Origin of the sequence: Pseudarthrobacter sp. CC4 (assembly GCF_048957775.1) — a bacterium.
Taxonomy (GTDB): domain Bacteria; phylum Actinomycetota; class Actinomycetes; order Actinomycetales; family Micrococcaceae; genus Arthrobacter.
On record NZ_JARCCZ010000015.1, the window covers coordinates 76875 to 92718 of the forward strand.

Here is a 15844-nt window from a genome sequence, read left to right on the forward strand (position 1 = left end):
GCCGCGCGTAGGCTTCCCCTACGACGCTGAATGCTGCTGGGGGCCTGGGGCGTCCGTATCGGACATCCGGTGCATTTATGCAGCACCGGCCAACGGATAGGAAGTCCATGGCTCACACGGTTGCTGCTCGACGCACGCGGGCCGCTGGCGGATCCTTGCGCCACGCTCCCACGCTGTTCCGGATCCTGCTTGTTGCGGTTTTAGCCGCCGCCCTCGCAGGCCTCAACGTACTCATCGCCCCGCAGGCGCATGCGGCGGACGTCCTCGTGGTTCCGTCGGGAGAGACTACACCCGTTCCGAGCTCCAGTGACGCGGCAGACGACAGCGCGATCTGGATACACCCCACGGATCCGTCGCAGAGCGTGGTGATCGGCACAGACAAGTTAAGTACCGGAGGAGTGGGGGTCTACGACCTGTCCGGGCGCCAGCTGCATTTCTACCTGCACGGCAGCATGAACAACGTCGATCTCCGGTACAACTTTCGGTTGGGCAGTGAGCGCGTCGCCCTCGTCGGCGTGACGGAGAGGAATGTGGAGTCGACCGGCGTTCGGTTCTACAAGGTGAACGTCGCGGACCGGTCCCTGACAGAGGTGGGGCGCATCAGCACTCCAGGCAGGCCCCGCGGCTTTGGAATGTATCACTCCCCGGCGTCGGGGAAGTACTACGCCTTTGTGCATGACTTCAATACGAATGTGATTACCCAGTTCGAGTTGGATGGCGCCAACGGATCGGTTCGCGGGACAGCGGTGCGTTCTTTCGACAATGGCGACAGCTCCGAGGGTATTTCCGCAGATGATGAGCTGCAACGTTTATACGTGTCCGAGGAGAAAGTCGGCCTCTGGCGCTACGGAGCTGAGCCGGGGGACGGCTCAACCCGGTCGCTCGTGGACCGCACGGTGGCGACCGGCGGACGAATAGTGGAGAACGTCAAAAACTCCGCCATTTACTATGGCCGGCAGGGGACCGGGTATCTGATTGTGTCGAGCCAGGGCGGATCCAACTTCGTTGTCTACAACCGCGGTGACAACGCCTTCGTCGGCTCCTTCAAGATCGTCGCTGGAGGCGGCGTCGACGGTGTCAATGGCCAAGACGGGATTGATGTCACCAATTTCCCACTTGGACCCTCCTATCCCGCTGGTCTTTTCACGAGCCAGGACCACAACAACACGGATGCGGGCAACGGTAACAGCGGTAACCAAAACCACAAGCTTGTCTCCTGGCAGCAGATTGCCGATGCGTTCAGCCCCCGCCTGCTTGTGGACACGACTTTTGACCCGCGGCAAATAGGAGCAGAGGGCGGAGGCGGCGACCCCGTACCGGACACCACCCCGCCCGATACATCGATTACAGGTGGTCCGTCAGGGACCAGTGGCAGCACTTCGGCCGAGTTCACCTTCACTGCCACGGAGCCCGGGACCTTCGAGTGTGCCTTGGATGGAGGTGCCTTCGAGGGATGTGCCTCGCCGAAGAGATACGCTGATCTCGCGGTTGGCTCGCACGTCTTCACGGTGCGGGCGACCGACGCGGCCGGCAACGCGGACCCGACTCCCGCGGAGCGAACGTGGCTGATCGACACCACGGCGCCGCAAACGGAGATCTTGACCACCACAGCGGACGCTTATGTTTCCAGCGGGGCGGCGACGGCGAATTACGGGACGGCGCCGAAGCTCTCTGTGGACAACAGCCCGGTGGAGAATGCCTACCTTAAGTTTGATATGTCGGCACTCGCAGGAAGAACGATCGTGAGCGCGAAGCTCCAGATTCGGGCAACGACCAGCGGCTCAGTGGGAACCCAGAACGTCAGGCTGGTTACGGACGACACCTGGACTGAGAGCGGCCTCACGTACAGCACAAGGCCGGCCCTGGGCACCAGCATCCTTGGCACCGCCGGACCCGTCTCGTCGAACACCAGTTATGAAGTGCCACTGACTGCGTCAGCTCTGCAGGGCGAGCTCGGCGGAATCCTCTCGCTTGGCATCAACACCACCAGCAACGACGGGGCCGACTTCGGCTCAAGAGAGACAACCACCCCACCCAAGCTGGTCCTCCAGCTGGGATCGGGCACGGGGACCCCGCCCGGAGATACCACCGCGCCTACGGTGACCTCGGTGACTCCTGCAGAAAATGCAGCAGACGCAGCGGTCACCGGCAATGTCACCGCTACGTTTTCGGAGGCAATGGACTCGACGACGGTCAACAACACGACGTTCACGCTGGCCGAGGGAACTTCAACCACTCCTGTGAATGCGGTCGTGACCCTCAGCAACAACACCGCCACGCTGGATCCCACCGCCAGTTTGAATCCTGGTACGCAGTACACCGCGAGGGTCACCGGGGCGAAAGATTCCTCCGGAAATGCAGTCATTGCCAAGACGTGGACTTTCACGACAGCTGCGGCTACGACGCCCCCGGAGACGGTGACGGTGACGTTGACGGCCACAGCGGACGCTTATGTTTCCAGCGGGGCGGCGACGGCGAATTACGGGACGGCGCCGAAGCTCGCCGTGGACAACAGTCCGGTGGAGAATGCCTACCTGAAGTTTGATGTGTCGGCGCTCGCAGGAAAGACGATCGTTAGCGCGAAGCTCCAACTACGGGCGACGACCAGCGGCTCAGTGGGTATGCAGAACGTCAGGCTGGTTACGGACGACACCTGGACTGAGAGCGGCCTCACGTACAGCACAAGGCCGGCCCTGGGCAGCAGTGTGCTGGGCAGTCTCGGACCCGTCGCGTCGAACACCAGCTATGAAGTGACGCTGAGTGCGTCAGCTTTGCAGGGCGAGCTCGGCGGCATCCTCTCGCTTGGCATCAACGCCACCAGCAGCGACGGGGCCGACTTCGGCTCAAGGGAGACAAGCACCCCGCCAAAGCTGGTGCTTCAGCTGCAATAACCGTAGGAGCTCACAGCTCACAGAACCCATCGCGGCCCCCAAAAACCAGAACCGTTACTGGCATGAACGGTGGGCCAGTTGTGCCCAGCCCTCATCCGCCGGGGCCTGCTTTAGTAGGGCCCCTACAAAATACCTCCTGCCCTGCCCCGGTAACGTCGGGATTACACCAGATCCCGCTTGTACTACCCCGACAGGACCACCATGAGCAACACCGACACTGCCGTCAGCAATACCGGCAAGACCAAGCGCCACAGCTGGAACGCCACCGACCTGGGCCTGATCGCCGTCTTCGCCGCCCTCGTGGCCGGCGCGGCCCTCGTTCCCGGCCTGGCCGTGAACGGCTTCGGCGTCCCCATCACTTTCCAGACCCTTGCCGTGATGCTCACCGGCCTGGTGCTCGGCCCCGGAAGGGGCTTCGCCGCCGTCGGCCTGTACACCCTGCTGGGCCTCGCCGGCCTTCCGATCTTCAGCCAGGGCCGCAGCGGACTGGGCATCCTCGCCGGTCCGTCCGCCGGCTACATCATCGCCTTCCCCATCGCAGCTTTGGTCGTAGGCTGGCTCGCCACCTTGGTGATCCGCCGCACCACCAAAGTCCGTGCCCTCTGGCTCTTCCTGGCCGCCATGGCCACCAGCGTGCTGGTGGTGCACTCGCTCGGCGTCGCCGGCATTGCCCTGAACACCAAGGCAACCCTGGCGCAGGCATTCGTAAGCGATCTGGTCTTCTACCCCGGAGACATCGTCAAGAACATCCTCGCCGCCATCCTCGCCGTCGCCCTCCACCGCGCATTCCCGGACATCCTGGTCCGCCGCGTCCGCTGCAGCACCGTCCAGACCACCGAAGCCTAGGAACAACCGCCATGCCTTCCGTGACCTTTGACAAGGCAACAGTCGCCGTCGAAACGGACCACTCCCCTGAGCCCAAGGTCCTCCTCGCCGACGTCAACCTCGAACTCACGGAACGGCGCGTGGGCGTCATCGGCGCCAACGGCTCCGGGAAGTCCACGCTGCTGCGGCTGGTCAACGGCCTCATCCAGCCGACAGCGGGCAGCGTTGCGGTCGACGGCGAGGACACAGTACGTGCCGTCCGGAAAGTCCGGCGGAACGTCGGCTTTGTCTTCACCGATCCCCTCTCCCAGCTGGTGATGCCCACCGGCCGGGAGGACGTGGAGCTTTCGCTGCGCCGCTCGGTGAAGAACGGCACCGAGCGGCGCAGCCAGGCCGAAGCGGCCCTCGAGCGGATGGGACTGCTGCATCTGGCGGATCAGAGCATCTACGAACTCTCCGGCGGCGAGCGGCAGCTGATGGCCCTCGCGGCCGTCCTGGCGGTGAACCCCCAGGTCCTTGTGCTCGACGAACCCTCCACCCTCCTGGACCTTCGCAACCGGGAGCTTCTCCGCAGGACCCTGGCGGGGCTGGACCAGCAGGTCATCATGTCCACCCACGACCTTGACCTTGCACTGGAGATGGACCGCGTACTGGTCATCGACCAGGGAAAAGTCGCGTTCGACGGTGCCCCGGCGGAAGCGGTGGCAGCGTACCGCGCCCTGTGCATGGAAGGCCTCCGTGCCACGGAGCCGGGCGTCCGATGAGGGGGCACGGCTTCCTCCTGGCCAACTACGTGCCGGGGAATTCACTGCTCCACCGGTCACCGCTCGCGCTGAAGTTCCTCCTGGTGTTCGGCTGCGGCCTGGCCTCGTTCATCATCCAGGACTGGCTCATCTCGGCGGCGGTACTTGGCGGACTCTGCGGCCTCTTCCTGCTCACCGGTGCGGGCCTGAAACGGCTCTGGGGAGCAATCCGCCCGCTCGCCGCCGTCCTGCTGGTCATCGGGCTGTTCCAGTGGTGGCAGCTGGGAGCCCCGACTGCGGCCAGGATCGTCCTGAACATCGTCATCTGCGTTGTGGCGGCCTCGCTGCTCACAGCCACTACCCCGGTGCAGCAGCTCCTGGATGGAGTAGTCAGGGCAGCCACGCCCTTCAGGAGGTTTGGTGCCGATCCCGAGCGGTTCGCCCTCACCATCGGCATCATGCTGCGCAGCATCCCCTACATCGCCGGCACCTTTGCCGACGTCCGGGATTCCGCCCGCGCCCGGGGCCTGGAACGAAATCCGAGGGCCCTGATCCTGCCCGTCTTCATCACCTCGGTGGCTTTCGCCCGCCAGACGGGCGAGGCGCTTGCCGCCCGCGGCCTGGGCGAAGCGGAGGACTGAAGCCCGGGAACTTCCTAGAGGCGCTCGTACTGCAGCAACGCCGCCGTACCCATGCCTCCGGCGCTGCTGATCATGGCCAGTGCCAGGCTTCCCGGCGCCGTGTTCCTGCGCGCCTGGGCGAGAAGCCGCGTCACCAGGACAGCGCCGGACGCACCGTACGCGTGGCCCAAGGCCAGCGCCCCGCCGTCGAGGTTTACCCGCTCACCGTCAATCCCCAGCAGATCCAGGCAGGCAAGCGTCTGTGAGGCGAAGGCTTCGTTGAACTCCACCAGGTCCAGCTCTCCGGCGCCCACCTGCGCGGCACCGAGCACGTTCTTCGCCGCGGCGGCGGCACCGACGCCCAGCACCTCGGGGTCCACTCCTGCCGTCCCGGCGCCCAGCACCAGCAGCGCGTCCGCCGCGCCCAGTTCCCGCGCCCGCTGAAGGGATGTCAGGACGACGGCGGAGGCGGCGTCCGCGTCGAAGCATGAGTTCCCCGCGGTGACAGTTCCTCCCTCCACGAAGGCGGCCGGGAACCGGGACATCACCGCGGCGTTCAACCCCCGCCGTGGACCATCGTCAGCAGCAACAGTCCCGGCGGCGGTGTCCAGCGGAACCAGCTCGCCGTCGAAATACCCTGCTTGAGAGGCGCCAAGCGCCAGCCGGTGGCTCCGGAGCGCGAAGGCGTCCTGCCGCTCCCGGCTGACACTGAACTTCTGCGCCACGGTTTCCGCGGCCACGCCCATGTCCGGGTCCCCGAAGGCCGCCGGCACAAACTGGGCCCGCCGGTAGAACTCCGGGCTGCCGTCGTCGTTCCTGTACGCGCGCAATGGCGCCGTACTGGTGCTCTCAACACCTCCGGCAAGGAACAGCGGACCACCGCCCGCTGCCACCAGCCGTGACGCGAGGACGATCGCGTCCAGCCCCGAACCGCACTGGCGGTCCACGGTGATGCCGGGAACACTGACGGGCATTCCGGCCTCGAGCAGGGCCAGGCGCGCCACATTTCCGCCGCCGCCCACGGCGTTGCCGATCACTACGTCGGCAACGGCACCGGGCTCAACCCCGACGCCGGCCAAAAGACCGCGCAGGACAGGCGCCAGCAACTCGTGGGCGCGCAGTTTCCGGAGGGCGCCGTTGGTGCGGCTAACCGGCGTCCGCAGGGCCGCGATGATGACGGGCTGCCGGTCCGGAGGGAGCTGGTCAGCCGCCAAGGCTGCGCACCCTCGGGTCCCGGGACTCTATCCAGTCCAGCAGCAGGCTCCTGCTGACCTTGCCGCGGTCCGTGGCGGGCAATTCGGCCAGCAGGTAGTACTGGAGCGGCCGCTTGTCCCGTGCCAGCAGCTCTTCGAGTCCCGCCCGGAGCTGCGTTGCCGTGACCGCCCCATGGGAGGGGACGACGCCGGCCACCACCCTCTGGCCGCGAAGGTCGTCGGGCATTCCGGCAGCCACGGCGGCGGAGACCCCGGGCACCGCTGACAGTGCCAGTTCAACCTCGTGCGGATAGACATTCCTGCCGGCCGTGAGGATCATGTCCGCGCGGCGGCCCAGGATGTGCAGTTCCCCCTCGGCGAGATACCCCTGGTCCCCCACTGTGAACCAGCCGCCGAAGGACTTCAGGGCCCGGCCGTCGTCGCCCCAGAGGTAGCCGTTGCTGACCATCGGGCTCCGGACGCAGATGTTCCCGGCGTCACCGTCCGGGAGGGGCATGCCGGCGTCATCGAGGATCCGGACGTCCACGCCCGGGAAGGGCCGGCCAATTCCGGTGCCGCCGTGCACGGCAGGCTGGCGGGCCGGCAGCCCGGCCCCGGACACAAAGCTCAGCTCCGAGGCGCCGTAATACTCGAAGATGGTGGCGTTCGGGGCCCAGCGGCGCGCAGCCTCCAGCGTCCGCGCGTCCAGCTTCGAGCCTGCACAGATGATGGTGCGGACCCCGGAAGCGTCCACGCATCCGGTCAGGCCGCGCTCGCTGAGCATCCTTAGCATGGTGGGCACCAGCACCAGCCTGGTGACGCGGTCATGCGCGATGGCGGTATGGACGTCCCCGACGTCGAAGGATTCGAGGGTCTGGAACTCGGACCCCGCATAAAGGCACTCTGCCAGGGCGTAGAGGTTGAGGCTCGCGGCGAGCGGCCCCGGCGCCAGCGTCACATCATCCTGGCGGAGCCCAAAGAACTCGATCGAGGCGTCGAAGGATTCCTGCCAGGACCGCCGGGAGCGCGTGAAGGCTTTGGGAACCGAGGTGGTGCCGGACGTCAGTCCGATGAGGAAGGTGCCCTCCGGCACGCCGTCCGCCAGCTCATCGTCCGGGGACACCGGTGCCGGAAGTGCGGATGCTTCGACGCGCCGCCTGATGTCCTCCTGCAGCTGGGCGGCCCACGCCGGGTCGAGGACGGCGCACTGGCGCCCGCCCGCCACCGCGGCGGCGAATTTGGTGGCGAAGTCAACCGAATTGGCCTCACAGAGGGCCGTGACGGACTTGGCTTGGGCTACCAGCGCGGCGGCGGAATCCCGGAACTCCAACCAGGAAAGGCGCCGTCCTGCAATCACGACGGCGGTGTCGTGCGGCCGTTCATCGGCCCAGCGCTGGATTCGGTTGAGGAAAGGCATCGCATCAACTTTACCGGCCGGCACGGATTGAGCCGCGGGCCCGCGGGTATTGTGACTTTATGAGTTTCAATGACAATGTGCAGCTGGACCCCTCGCAGGTCCAGGACCGGCGCGGCATGGGCCGCGGAGTCAAAGTGGGCGGCGGCATCGGCGGCGGGCTCATCCTGCTCATTGCCGCGCTGCTGGGCGTCAATCCCCAGCTGTTGGAGGGCCTGGCCGGTGCGGGCCAGGCACCGCAGAGCCAGGGCACGGCTCCTGCCTGCCAGACCGGGGCGGATGCGGACGCCCGCGTGGACTGCCGCATCACCGGCACAGTCAACAGCCTGAACGCTTTCTGGCCTGCCTACCTGCAGCAGTACAACGTGCAGTACCCGCAGCCGGAGACCGTGATCTTCGACCAGGCGGTCAGCACCGGCTGCGGCACGGCCTCCAGCGCGGTGGGACCGTTCTACTGCCCCACCGATACCACCGCCTACTTTGATCCCGGGTTCTTCCAGGAACTCGTGGACCGGTTCGGTTCCTCAGGCGGGCCGCTGGCGCAGGAGTATGTGGTGGCCCACGAGTTCGGACACCACATCCAGAACGTGCTGGGGAGCCTCGACCAAGCCCAGCAGGATCCGCAGGGGCCGGAGTCCGGTGCAGTCCGGGTTGAACTGCAGGCTGACTGCTACGCCGGACTCTGGGCAAAACACGCATCCACCCAGCCGGGCCCCGACGGCCAGCCGTTCCTGGAGGCCCTCACGCAGCAGGACCTGAACGATGCACTGTCCGCCGCGTCTGCGGTTGGCGACGACCGGATCCAGGAGGCGGCCACCGGCCGTGTCACGCCCGAGGCCTGGACCCACGGATCCAGCGAGCAGCGCCAGCGCTGGTTCTACCGCGGCTACGAGACCGGGGACATCAACCAGTGCGACACGTTCTCGGCACCCTCGCTCTAACTCCGCCGAGCGCTCTGCAGCTCTAGCCCCATCGATTGCTCCGCAAATGTCGTTTAGAGCGGTGAAAACGACAAGAATGGAGCAATGGATGAGGGAACGACGACGGCGGGTCACCTTTCCTGGGAAAGATGACCCGCCGTCGTCGTACTTGTGAAGCTCTCAGATGTTGAAGCCAAGTGCCCGCATCTGGTCCTTGCCGTCGTCCGTGATCCGCTCAGGACCCCATGGCGGCATCCAGACCCAGTTCAGGCGCCAGTCGTCAACAACGCCGTCCAGGGCCTTGCCCACCTGTTCCTCCAGGACGTCGGTGAGCGGGCAGGCCGCGGTGGTCAGGGTCATGTCGATCAGCAGCGCGCCGTCGTCATCGGAGTACTTCAAGCCGTACAGCAGGCCCAGGTCAACGATGTTGACGCCGAGTTCGGGGTCGATGACATCCTTCAGCGCCTCCTCGACGTCCTCAAGGCTCGTGCGTGCCGTGTTGATTTCGGTCATGGCAAGTGTCCTTTACTAGGCCTGTGCTGCGGCGGAGGCCGCGATGGTGGCCGCGCCGGCGCCCTTGGCGTAGCGGTCGTAGCCTTCTTCTTCCAGGCGGTCGGCCAGCTCCGGGCCGCCTTCCTCGACAACCTGGCCGTCCACGAACACGTGCACGAAGTCAGGCTTGATGTAGCGCAGGATGCGCGTGTAGTGCGTGATGAGCAGCGTGCCCATCTTGCCCTCGGCGTGGGCGCGGTTGACGCCCTCGGAGACGACCTTCAGCGCGTCGACGTCCAGGCCGGAGTCGGTCTCGTCCAGGACGGCGAACTTCGGCTTGAAGAGTTCCAGCTGCAGGATTTCCACACGCTTCTTCTCGCCGCCGGAGAAGCCTTCGTTCACGTTGCGCTGGGCGAAGTCGGCGTCGATCCGCAGCTTCTCCATGGCAGCCTTGACGTCCTTGGTCCAGGTGCGGAGCTTGGGCGCTTCGCCGTCGATGGCAGTCTTTGCGGTGCGCAGGAAGTTGGTCATGCTGACACCGGGGACCTCCACCGGGTACTGCATGGCCAGGAAGACGCCTGCACGGGCGCGCTCGTCAACACTCATCGCCAGGACGTCTTCGCCGTCGAGGGTGATGGAGCCGCTGGTGACGTTGTAGCGCGGGTGGCCCGCGATGGTGGAGGCCAGCGTGGACTTGCCGGAGCCGTTGGGGCCCATGATGGCGTGGGTCTCGCCGGTCCGGATGGTCAGGCTGACGCCCTTCAGGATTTCCTTGGTTCCCTGCTCCGTCTCAATGCTGACGTGCAGGTCCTTGATCTCAAGAGTAGACATGTGTCTTGTTCTCCTCTGCACCGTGCCTGCCGGCCGCGGTGCGCTCTCTGTCTGGAAGTTGATTCGTAATTCTGTGGTGCTAGCTGAAGTTCGGAGCTTCGGCGCCGTTGAGGACAGTGGTGACGTCCACGTAGACCTCGTCCCCGCGGACGTCGACGGCGAAGACCGGGACGGGATCGTAGGCCGGCAGCTGCAGCGGCTGCCCGCTGCGCAGATCGAACTGGGACCCGTGGCCCCAGCACTCGATGGCGCAGCCCTCGACCTCGCCCTCGGACAGCGAAATGTCCGCGTGCGAGCAGGTGTCGCCGATGGCGTGGATCTCCCCCATGGAGTCCTTGACGATGGCCACAGGGTAGTCGTCGATCAGGATCCGCAGCGCCTGCTTCAGCTGGATTTCATCCACCTTGCAGACAAGCTCGCCCTTTGGCTGGTCAGTCATCTGTAAACCGTGCTCCGTGCTTCCTAGTTGTCCGTGAGGGCGAGCTCGTGCTCAACAGCCTCGGTCAGCCGCTCCTCGATGGAGGTGACCTTGATCTGCTGGATGATCTCGTTCAGGAAGCCGCGGACCACCAGGCGGCGGGCAACGTCCTCGGGGATGCCGCGTGCCATCAGGTAGAACAGGTGCTCGTCATCCATGCGGCCGGTGGCGCTGGCGTGGCCGGCACCCTCGATCAGGCCGGTCTCGATTTCGAGGTTGGGCACGGAGTCGGCGCGGGCACCGTCCGTCAGCAGCAGGTTGCGGTTGGCCTCGTAGGTATCGGTGCCTTCGGCTTCCTTGCGGATCAGGACGTCGCCAACCCAGACTGCGTGGGCGTTCCGGCCCTGCAGCGCGCCCTTGTACAGCACGTTGGACTTGCAGTTGGCCACGGCGTGGTCAACGAAGAGGCGCTGCTCCAGGTGCTGGCCGGCGTCGGCGAAGTACAGGCCGAACATCTCGGCTTCGCCGCCGGGGGCGGTGAAGCGGGCCGACGGCGTGACTCGGACGAGGTCGCCGCCGAGGCTCACCATGACGTGCTTGAGCTTGGCGTCGCGGCCGATCTTCGCCTGCTGGGAGGAGGCGTGGACGGCGTCGTCGTTCCATTCCTGGAGCGTGATCACGGTCAGGTTCGCGCCGTCTTCCACGATGATCTCGACGTTTTCCGAAACAACGGCGGAGCCCCTGTGGTTCAGGACAACCACCGCTTTGGAGAACTTCTCTGCGACTATCACGAGGTGCTGGGCGGCGGCTTCGAGGGACGTGCCTTCGATGTCCACGTTGATCTCCGACGTGGCTTCGAACTCGGACGGGATGGTTACCACCGTCGCGCCGGCGAAGTTCTCCCAGGCGTTGGCGGACACGCGGTCCTCGGGGATGCCGGCCGTACCGATGCGCTGGTCGTCACGGCCGACGCTCTCAACGATGACCTGCTCCGGACCGGTGACAACCACTGCGGGCGCCGCGCCGGAAAGGACCTCGGTGTGAAGGCCGCGGAGGCGCTTGAGCGGGGTGAACCGCCAGTCTTCCTCCATGCCGGTCAGCGGCTTGAAATCGGCAAGCCTGTAGGACGTCAGGCGGCCGGCGCGTGAGCTGTCCGGGACACCGACGCCGCCGCCGTGGGAGTGGCGCTTGGCCGGAGCGCCGGCAAGCGGTGCCTTGTTCCCGGCATTGATGGGAGAAAGGCTCTCGCCTTCCTCCGTGAAGCCGTCAATGAACGGCTGGGCTGAGGGCGCGCCGATGCGTGCCTTTTCAGTAGTGATTTCAGTCATCGTTATCCGACGGACCCTTCCATCTGCAGTTCAATCAGGCGGTTCAGCTCAAGTGCGTACTCCATGGGGAGCTCGCGGGCAATCGGCTCGATGAAGCCGCGGACGATCATCGCCATGGCTTCGTCTTCGCGCATGCCGCGGGACATGAGGTAGAAGAGCTGCTCTTCGCTGACCCGGGAAACAGTTGCCTCGTGGCCCATCACGACATCGTCCTCGCGGATGTCGATGTACGGGTAGGTGTCCGAACGGCTGATGGTGTCCACCAGCAGCGCGTCGCAGCGGACGGTGTTTGCGGAGTGCTTGGCGCCTTCGCGGACCTGGACCAGGCCGCGGTAGGCTGCGCGTCCGCCGCCGCGGGCCACGGACTTGGAGATGATGGAGCTCTTGGTGTTCGGCGCGATGTGGACCATCTTGGAGCCGGTGTCCTGGTGCTGGCCTTCGCCGGCGAACGCGATGGACAGGGTTTCGCCCTTGGCGTGCTCGCCTACGAGGTAGACGGCGGGGTACTTCATGGTGACCTTGGAGCCGATGTTGCCGTCGACCCATTCCATGGTGGCGCCTTCTTCGCAGATGGCACGCTTGGTCACCAGGTTGTACACATTGTTGGACCAGTTCTGGATGGTGGTGTACCGGACGCGGGCGCCCTTCTTCACGATGATCTCCACGACGGCCGAGTGCAGCGAGTCCGAGGTGTAGATCGGCGCGGTGCAGCCTTCGATGTAGTGGACGTAGGAGTCCTCGTCGGCAATGATCAGGGTCCGCTCGAACTGGCCCATGTTTTCGGTGTTGATGCGGAAGTATGCCTGCAGCGGGATGTCCACGTGGACGCCCTTGGGCACATAGACGAAGGAACCGCCTGACCACACCGAGGTGTTCAGCGACGCGAACTTGTTGTCGCCCACGGGGATGACCGTGCCGAAGTACTCCTGGAAGATCTCCGGGTGCTCCTTGAGGGCGGTGTCGGTGTCCAGGAAGATGACGCCCTGGGCTTCGAGGTCCTCGCGGATCTGGTGGTAGACAACCTCGGACTCGTACTGTGCGGCAACACCGGAGACGAGGCGGCTGCGCTCGGCTTCCGGGATACCCAGCTTCTCGTACGTGTTGCGGATGTCCTCGGGCAGGTCTTCCCAGGTGGCAGCCTGCTTCTCCGTGGAGCGGACGAAGTACTTGATGTTGTCAAAGTCGATGCCGGAGAGGTCCGCACCCCAGGTGGGCATGGGCTTCCGGTCGAAGTACTTCAGGCCCTTGAGGCGCAGGTCGAGCATCCATTCCGGCTCGCTCTTCTTGGCCGAAATGTCCCGGACTACCTCTTCATCGAGCCCACGGCGGGCGTTGGCGCCGACGTCGTTCTTGTCAGCCCAGCCGTACTCGTAGTTGCCGATGCCGTGAAGCTCGGGATTCTTCTCAAGAATCTCCGAGATCACAGTGTTTTCGGCGACTGCTTTCTCTGATAGTTGGTCCGTCATCACGGCCTTTCTTGCTGATGGTTGGTTACTTCATTCAGGCGGGCGGGGGCTGCCGGGAGCGGTTTAGGCCCTCCGGCAGACAGCCTTCCTGTGGGAATGTGGGTGGTGCAGACGTGGCCGCCGCGGGCAAGTGTGGAGAGCCGGCGTACGTCTACGCCCACAAGCCTCGAGAACACTTCGGTCTCCACATCGCAAAACACGGGGAAACGGGCGGCGAGTTGCTGGATGGGGCAATGGCCCTGGCACAGCTGGACACTGGAAAGGGCTGCCGGCAACGGAGCCTTGGCCTCGATGGAGGCTGCCGACGCCACGAAGTTGTCCCGGCTCAGGGCGTCCGCAAGCGCTTTGGCGCGGTCGGTGATGTCCGGACCCGCCTTTTCGATCTCGGGCGCGTACCGGCGCTCCATGTCCGCAAAGCGCTCGACGGCGAAGGCCCGCACCGCGTCCGGGCCTGCCATTTCCTGGAGCTGCTGGAGGGCGAGGGCGGCAATATCAAGGTAGTCGTTGCCAAGGCTCGACTGGCCTTGGGAACTAAGGACGTAACGCCGGGCGGGGCGGCCTGCCCCTGCACCCGACTTGGCCACCCGCTTGACTTCGATAACGCCGGCACGGGACAAATGGTCCAGGTGGCGGCGGACTGCCGCGGGCGTGAATCCCAGCAGGTCGCCCAGTTCGGCGGCACTGACTGGTCCGTGTTCCAGGACCGCAGCAAGGACGCGGTCGCGGGTACGCTCATCTGCGTCAGCCACCGGCCCTGCGGGCATGACGCCGCCTTCCGCGGAAACAGCGGAAGCCCCGTGCCGGACAACAGGCACAGCAGTAGCGTTGGTCATGGAATACACAACACAATAGTGTCGTAATTTAGTCCCGGGTTCCAGTAAGGCGAGGCTGACCTGACCCGCAACAGCGGACTGCCGGCAATACTACTTCCCGTAGAATACTGGGGTGCGATCGCCCCAATCCCCCGTCCTGTCCATTAACGGGCTCATCAAGGATGTAGGTCCGCTTTCCAGCCTGGACGGAAAAATGCTCCGGGTGGTGGGCGGCATCTCACTGGTCGCCGAGCGCGGGCAGGTCACTGCACTGCTGGGTGCCAACGGTGCAGGCAAAACCACCACGCTCGAATGCGCCCAGGGCCTGCAGAAGCGCAGCGGCGGCAGCATCACCCTGCTGGGCCAGGACCCGGCGTCGGCCGGGGCGGACCTGCGGTCCCGCGTAGGCGTGATGCTCCAGGACGGCGGCCTCCCGCCGTCGGCCAGGCCGCTGCCGCTGCTGCGGCACATTGCCGGACTCTACGCGCACCCCTGGCCCGTGGAGGACCTGGTTGAGCGGCTGGGGATCGACGCGTTCGGCCGGACCACCGTCCGGCGGCTCTCAGGCGGCCAGAAACAGCGCCTTGCCCTTGCGGCAGCATTGATCGGCCGGCCGGAAGTCCTGTTCCTCGACGAGCCGAGCGCCGGGCTGGATCCGCAGTCCCGCCGGCTGGTGTTCGAGCTGATCGGCGAACTGCGGGATGCCGGCCTGGGAATCATCCTCACCACGCACCTGATGGACGACGCCCAGCGGCTGGCCGACTACGTCTACATCATCGACGGCGGCCGGAACGTCGCCGAAGGGACAGTCCAGGAACTCCTTCAGCGCGGACCCGCGTTGGAAGCAGGCGCCCACCACGTGCGGACCCTCTCCTTCGAGGCGAAGCCGGGACTGGACCTGTCCGCCGTGCTGCCCGCCGACGTCGTCATCTCCGAGGAACGGGCCGGCAGCTACACCGCCACCGGTACTCTGACCCCCCGCCACCTTGCAGCCCTGGCAGAGTGGTGGGCCGTCCACGACATCATGCCCGCTTCCATGACCCTGCAGGCGCGTAGCCTTGAAGACGTCTTCCTGGACATCTCGGGAAAGGACCTCCGATGAACGGGACTCCCGCGGGTGCCGCAGGCACCGCTCCAGGCCCCGGCCGCCAGTCGCCCGCACCCCTGCTGCGGCGCATACTGCTGCAGGGCAAGTACGAAGCGCTGGCAATGCTGCGCAATGGCGAGCAGCTGATCCTCGCAGTGGTGCTGCCGCTGCTGGCGCTTGCCGGCCTGACCGTGACACCCTTCCTGGACGGGCTCGGACCCACCCGCATCGATGTGGCGGTGCCCGGCATCCTCGCCCTTTGCGCCATGTCCACGGCCTTTACCGGGCAGGGCATCGCCACCGGATTCGACCGGCGCTATGGCGTGCTCCGCTTCCTCTCCACCACGCCGCTGGGCCGCGGCGGGCTGATCGCGGGCAAGGTGCTTTCGGTCCTGGCGGTGCTGTGCCTGCAGGTTGCCGTGGTGGCCGCCGTTGGGCTGGCTTTGGGGTGGCGGCCGACGGCGGCCGGCTGGATTCCGGGGCTCCTGCTCCTTGCGCTGGGGGCGGCGGCTTTTACTGCCTTGGGCCTCCTGGTGGCCGGAACTGTCCGTCCGGAAGCCACCCTGGCCATCACCAACCTGCTGTGGATCCTCCTGGGGGCCCTCGGCGGCATCGTGATTCCCGCGGAAAGGCTCCCCGCCGGGGCCCAGCAGATCGTTGCATACCTGCCCTCGGGCGCACTCGGCGAAGCCCTGCGGGACGCCTTCCTGCACGGTGCGGTGAATGGCGCCGCCGCCCTCATACTGGTGCTCTGGACACTCATAGCCGGCGCAGCAGCAATCCGTTGGTTCAAGTGGAATTGAG

The 15844-nt window shown here is 65.9% G+C and carries 15 protein-coding genes; 7 read left to right on the forward strand and 8 right to left on the reverse strand.

The annotated features are described in order from the left end of the window. Window positions 1-107 precede the first annotated feature (107 nt). The 4 genes from PV768_RS11690 (at window position 108) to PV768_RS11705 (ending at window position 5100) form a co-directional block, all read left to right on the forward strand. Window positions 108-2891, forward strand: coding sequence for a phytase (locus PV768_RS11690; protein ID WP_421093091.1), 2784 nt, complete (start codon window positions 108-110; stop codon window positions 2889-2891). A gap of 201 nt (window positions 2892-3092) precedes the next feature. Further along, window positions 3093-3737 (forward strand): biotin transporter BioY, encoded by a 645-nt coding sequence (locus PV768_RS11695; RefSeq protein ID WP_421093092.1) that lies wholly within the window; start codon window positions 3093-3095, stop codon window positions 3735-3737. An 11-nt stretch (window positions 3738-3748) separates the two neighbouring features. Beyond that, window positions 3749-4480 (forward strand): energy-coupling factor ABC transporter ATP-binding protein, encoded by a 732-nt coding sequence (locus PV768_RS11700; RefSeq protein ID WP_421093093.1) that lies wholly within the window; start codon window positions 3749-3751, stop codon window positions 4478-4480. Next, window positions 4477-5100 carry an energy-coupling factor transporter transmembrane component T family protein gene (locus PV768_RS11705; RefSeq protein ID WP_157242351.1) on the forward strand — a complete coding sequence of 208 codons (624 nt, stop codon included), beginning with the start codon at window positions 4477-4479 and terminating at the stop codon, window positions 5098-5100. Before PV768_RS11700 ends, PV768_RS11705 begins: the two co-directional genes overlap by 4 nt. Before the next feature lie 14 nt (window positions 5101-5114). On the opposite strand, the gene PV768_RS11710 is transcribed toward PV768_RS11705, so the two are convergent. Together PV768_RS11710 and PV768_RS11715 are read right to left on the reverse strand one after the other, a co-directional pair. Continuing rightward, on the reverse strand, window positions 5115-6293 hold the full coding sequence (locus PV768_RS11710; protein ID WP_421093094.1) for a thiolase family protein: 1179 nt from the start codon (window positions 6291-6293) through the stop codon (window positions 5115-5117). Beyond that, the gene (locus tag PV768_RS11715; protein WP_421093095.1) at window positions 6283-7689 is read right to left on the reverse strand and encodes a class I adenylate-forming enzyme family protein; all 1407 of its coding nucleotides are present in this window, start codon (window positions 7687-7689) and stop codon (window positions 6283-6285) included. Before PV768_RS11715 ends, PV768_RS11710 begins: the two co-directional genes overlap by 11 nt. Before the next feature lie 59 nt (window positions 7690-7748). Between PV768_RS11715 and PV768_RS11720 the strand changes: the two genes are divergently transcribed. After that, window positions 7749-8627 (forward strand): neutral zinc metallopeptidase, encoded by an 879-nt coding sequence (locus PV768_RS11720; protein ID WP_157242354.1) that lies wholly within the window; start codon window positions 7749-7751, stop codon window positions 8625-8627. Between the two features lie 159 nt (window positions 8628-8786). Here PV768_RS11720 and PV768_RS11725 read toward each other — a convergent pair whose 3' ends face one another. From PV768_RS11725 to PV768_RS11750, 6 genes are all read right to left on the reverse strand, one after another. Continuing rightward, window positions 8787-9119 carry a metal-sulfur cluster assembly factor gene (locus tag PV768_RS11725; RefSeq protein WP_157242355.1) on the reverse strand — a complete coding sequence of 111 codons (333 nt, stop codon included), beginning with the start codon at window positions 9117-9119 and terminating at the stop codon, window positions 8787-8789. A 15-nt stretch (window positions 9120-9134) separates the two neighbouring features. Then, on the reverse strand, window positions 9135-9929 hold the full coding sequence (gene sufC / locus PV768_RS11730) for a Fe-S cluster assembly ATPase SufC (RefSeq protein ID WP_104997919.1): 795 nt from the start codon (window positions 9927-9929) through the stop codon (window positions 9135-9137). 79 nt (window positions 9930-10008) lie between these two features. Then, window positions 10009-10368, reverse strand: a complete 360-nt coding sequence (locus tag PV768_RS11735) for a non-heme iron oxygenase ferredoxin subunit (RefSeq protein ID WP_323057182.1) — start codon at window positions 10366-10368, stop codon at window positions 10009-10011. A gap of 23 nt (window positions 10369-10391) precedes the next feature. Next, window positions 10392-11675 (reverse strand): Fe-S cluster assembly protein SufD, encoded by a 1284-nt coding sequence (sufD, locus tag PV768_RS11740; protein ID WP_321216189.1) that lies wholly within the window; start codon window positions 11673-11675, stop codon window positions 10392-10394. Between the two features lie 2 nt (window positions 11676-11677). Continuing rightward, entirely contained in the window at window positions 11678-13141 is a 1464-nt protein-coding gene (sufB, locus tag PV768_RS11745) for a Fe-S cluster assembly protein SufB (protein ID WP_104997916.1), read from the reverse strand. Then, the gene (locus tag PV768_RS11750) at window positions 13141-13983 is read right to left on the reverse strand and encodes a helix-turn-helix transcriptional regulator (protein ID WP_370460741.1); all 843 of its coding nucleotides are present in this window, start codon (window positions 13981-13983) and stop codon (window positions 13141-13143) included. Before PV768_RS11750 ends, sufB begins: the two co-directional genes overlap by 1 nt. 103 nt (window positions 13984-14086) lie before the next feature. Here PV768_RS11750 and PV768_RS11755 point away from each other — a divergent pair, with 103 nt between their 5' ends. Together PV768_RS11755 and PV768_RS11760 are read left to right on the forward strand one after the other, a co-directional pair. Next, window positions 14087-15055: an ABC transporter ATP-binding protein gene (locus PV768_RS11755; RefSeq protein WP_421093096.1), complete on the forward strand. Its 969-nt coding sequence runs from the start codon at window positions 14087-14089 to the stop codon at window positions 15053-15055. Beyond that, entirely contained in the window at window positions 15052-15843 is a 792-nt protein-coding gene (locus PV768_RS11760) for an ABC transporter permease (protein WP_421093097.1), read from the forward strand. Before PV768_RS11755 ends, PV768_RS11760 begins: the two co-directional genes overlap by 4 nt. The last annotated feature ends 1 nt before the right edge of the window (window position 15844 follow it).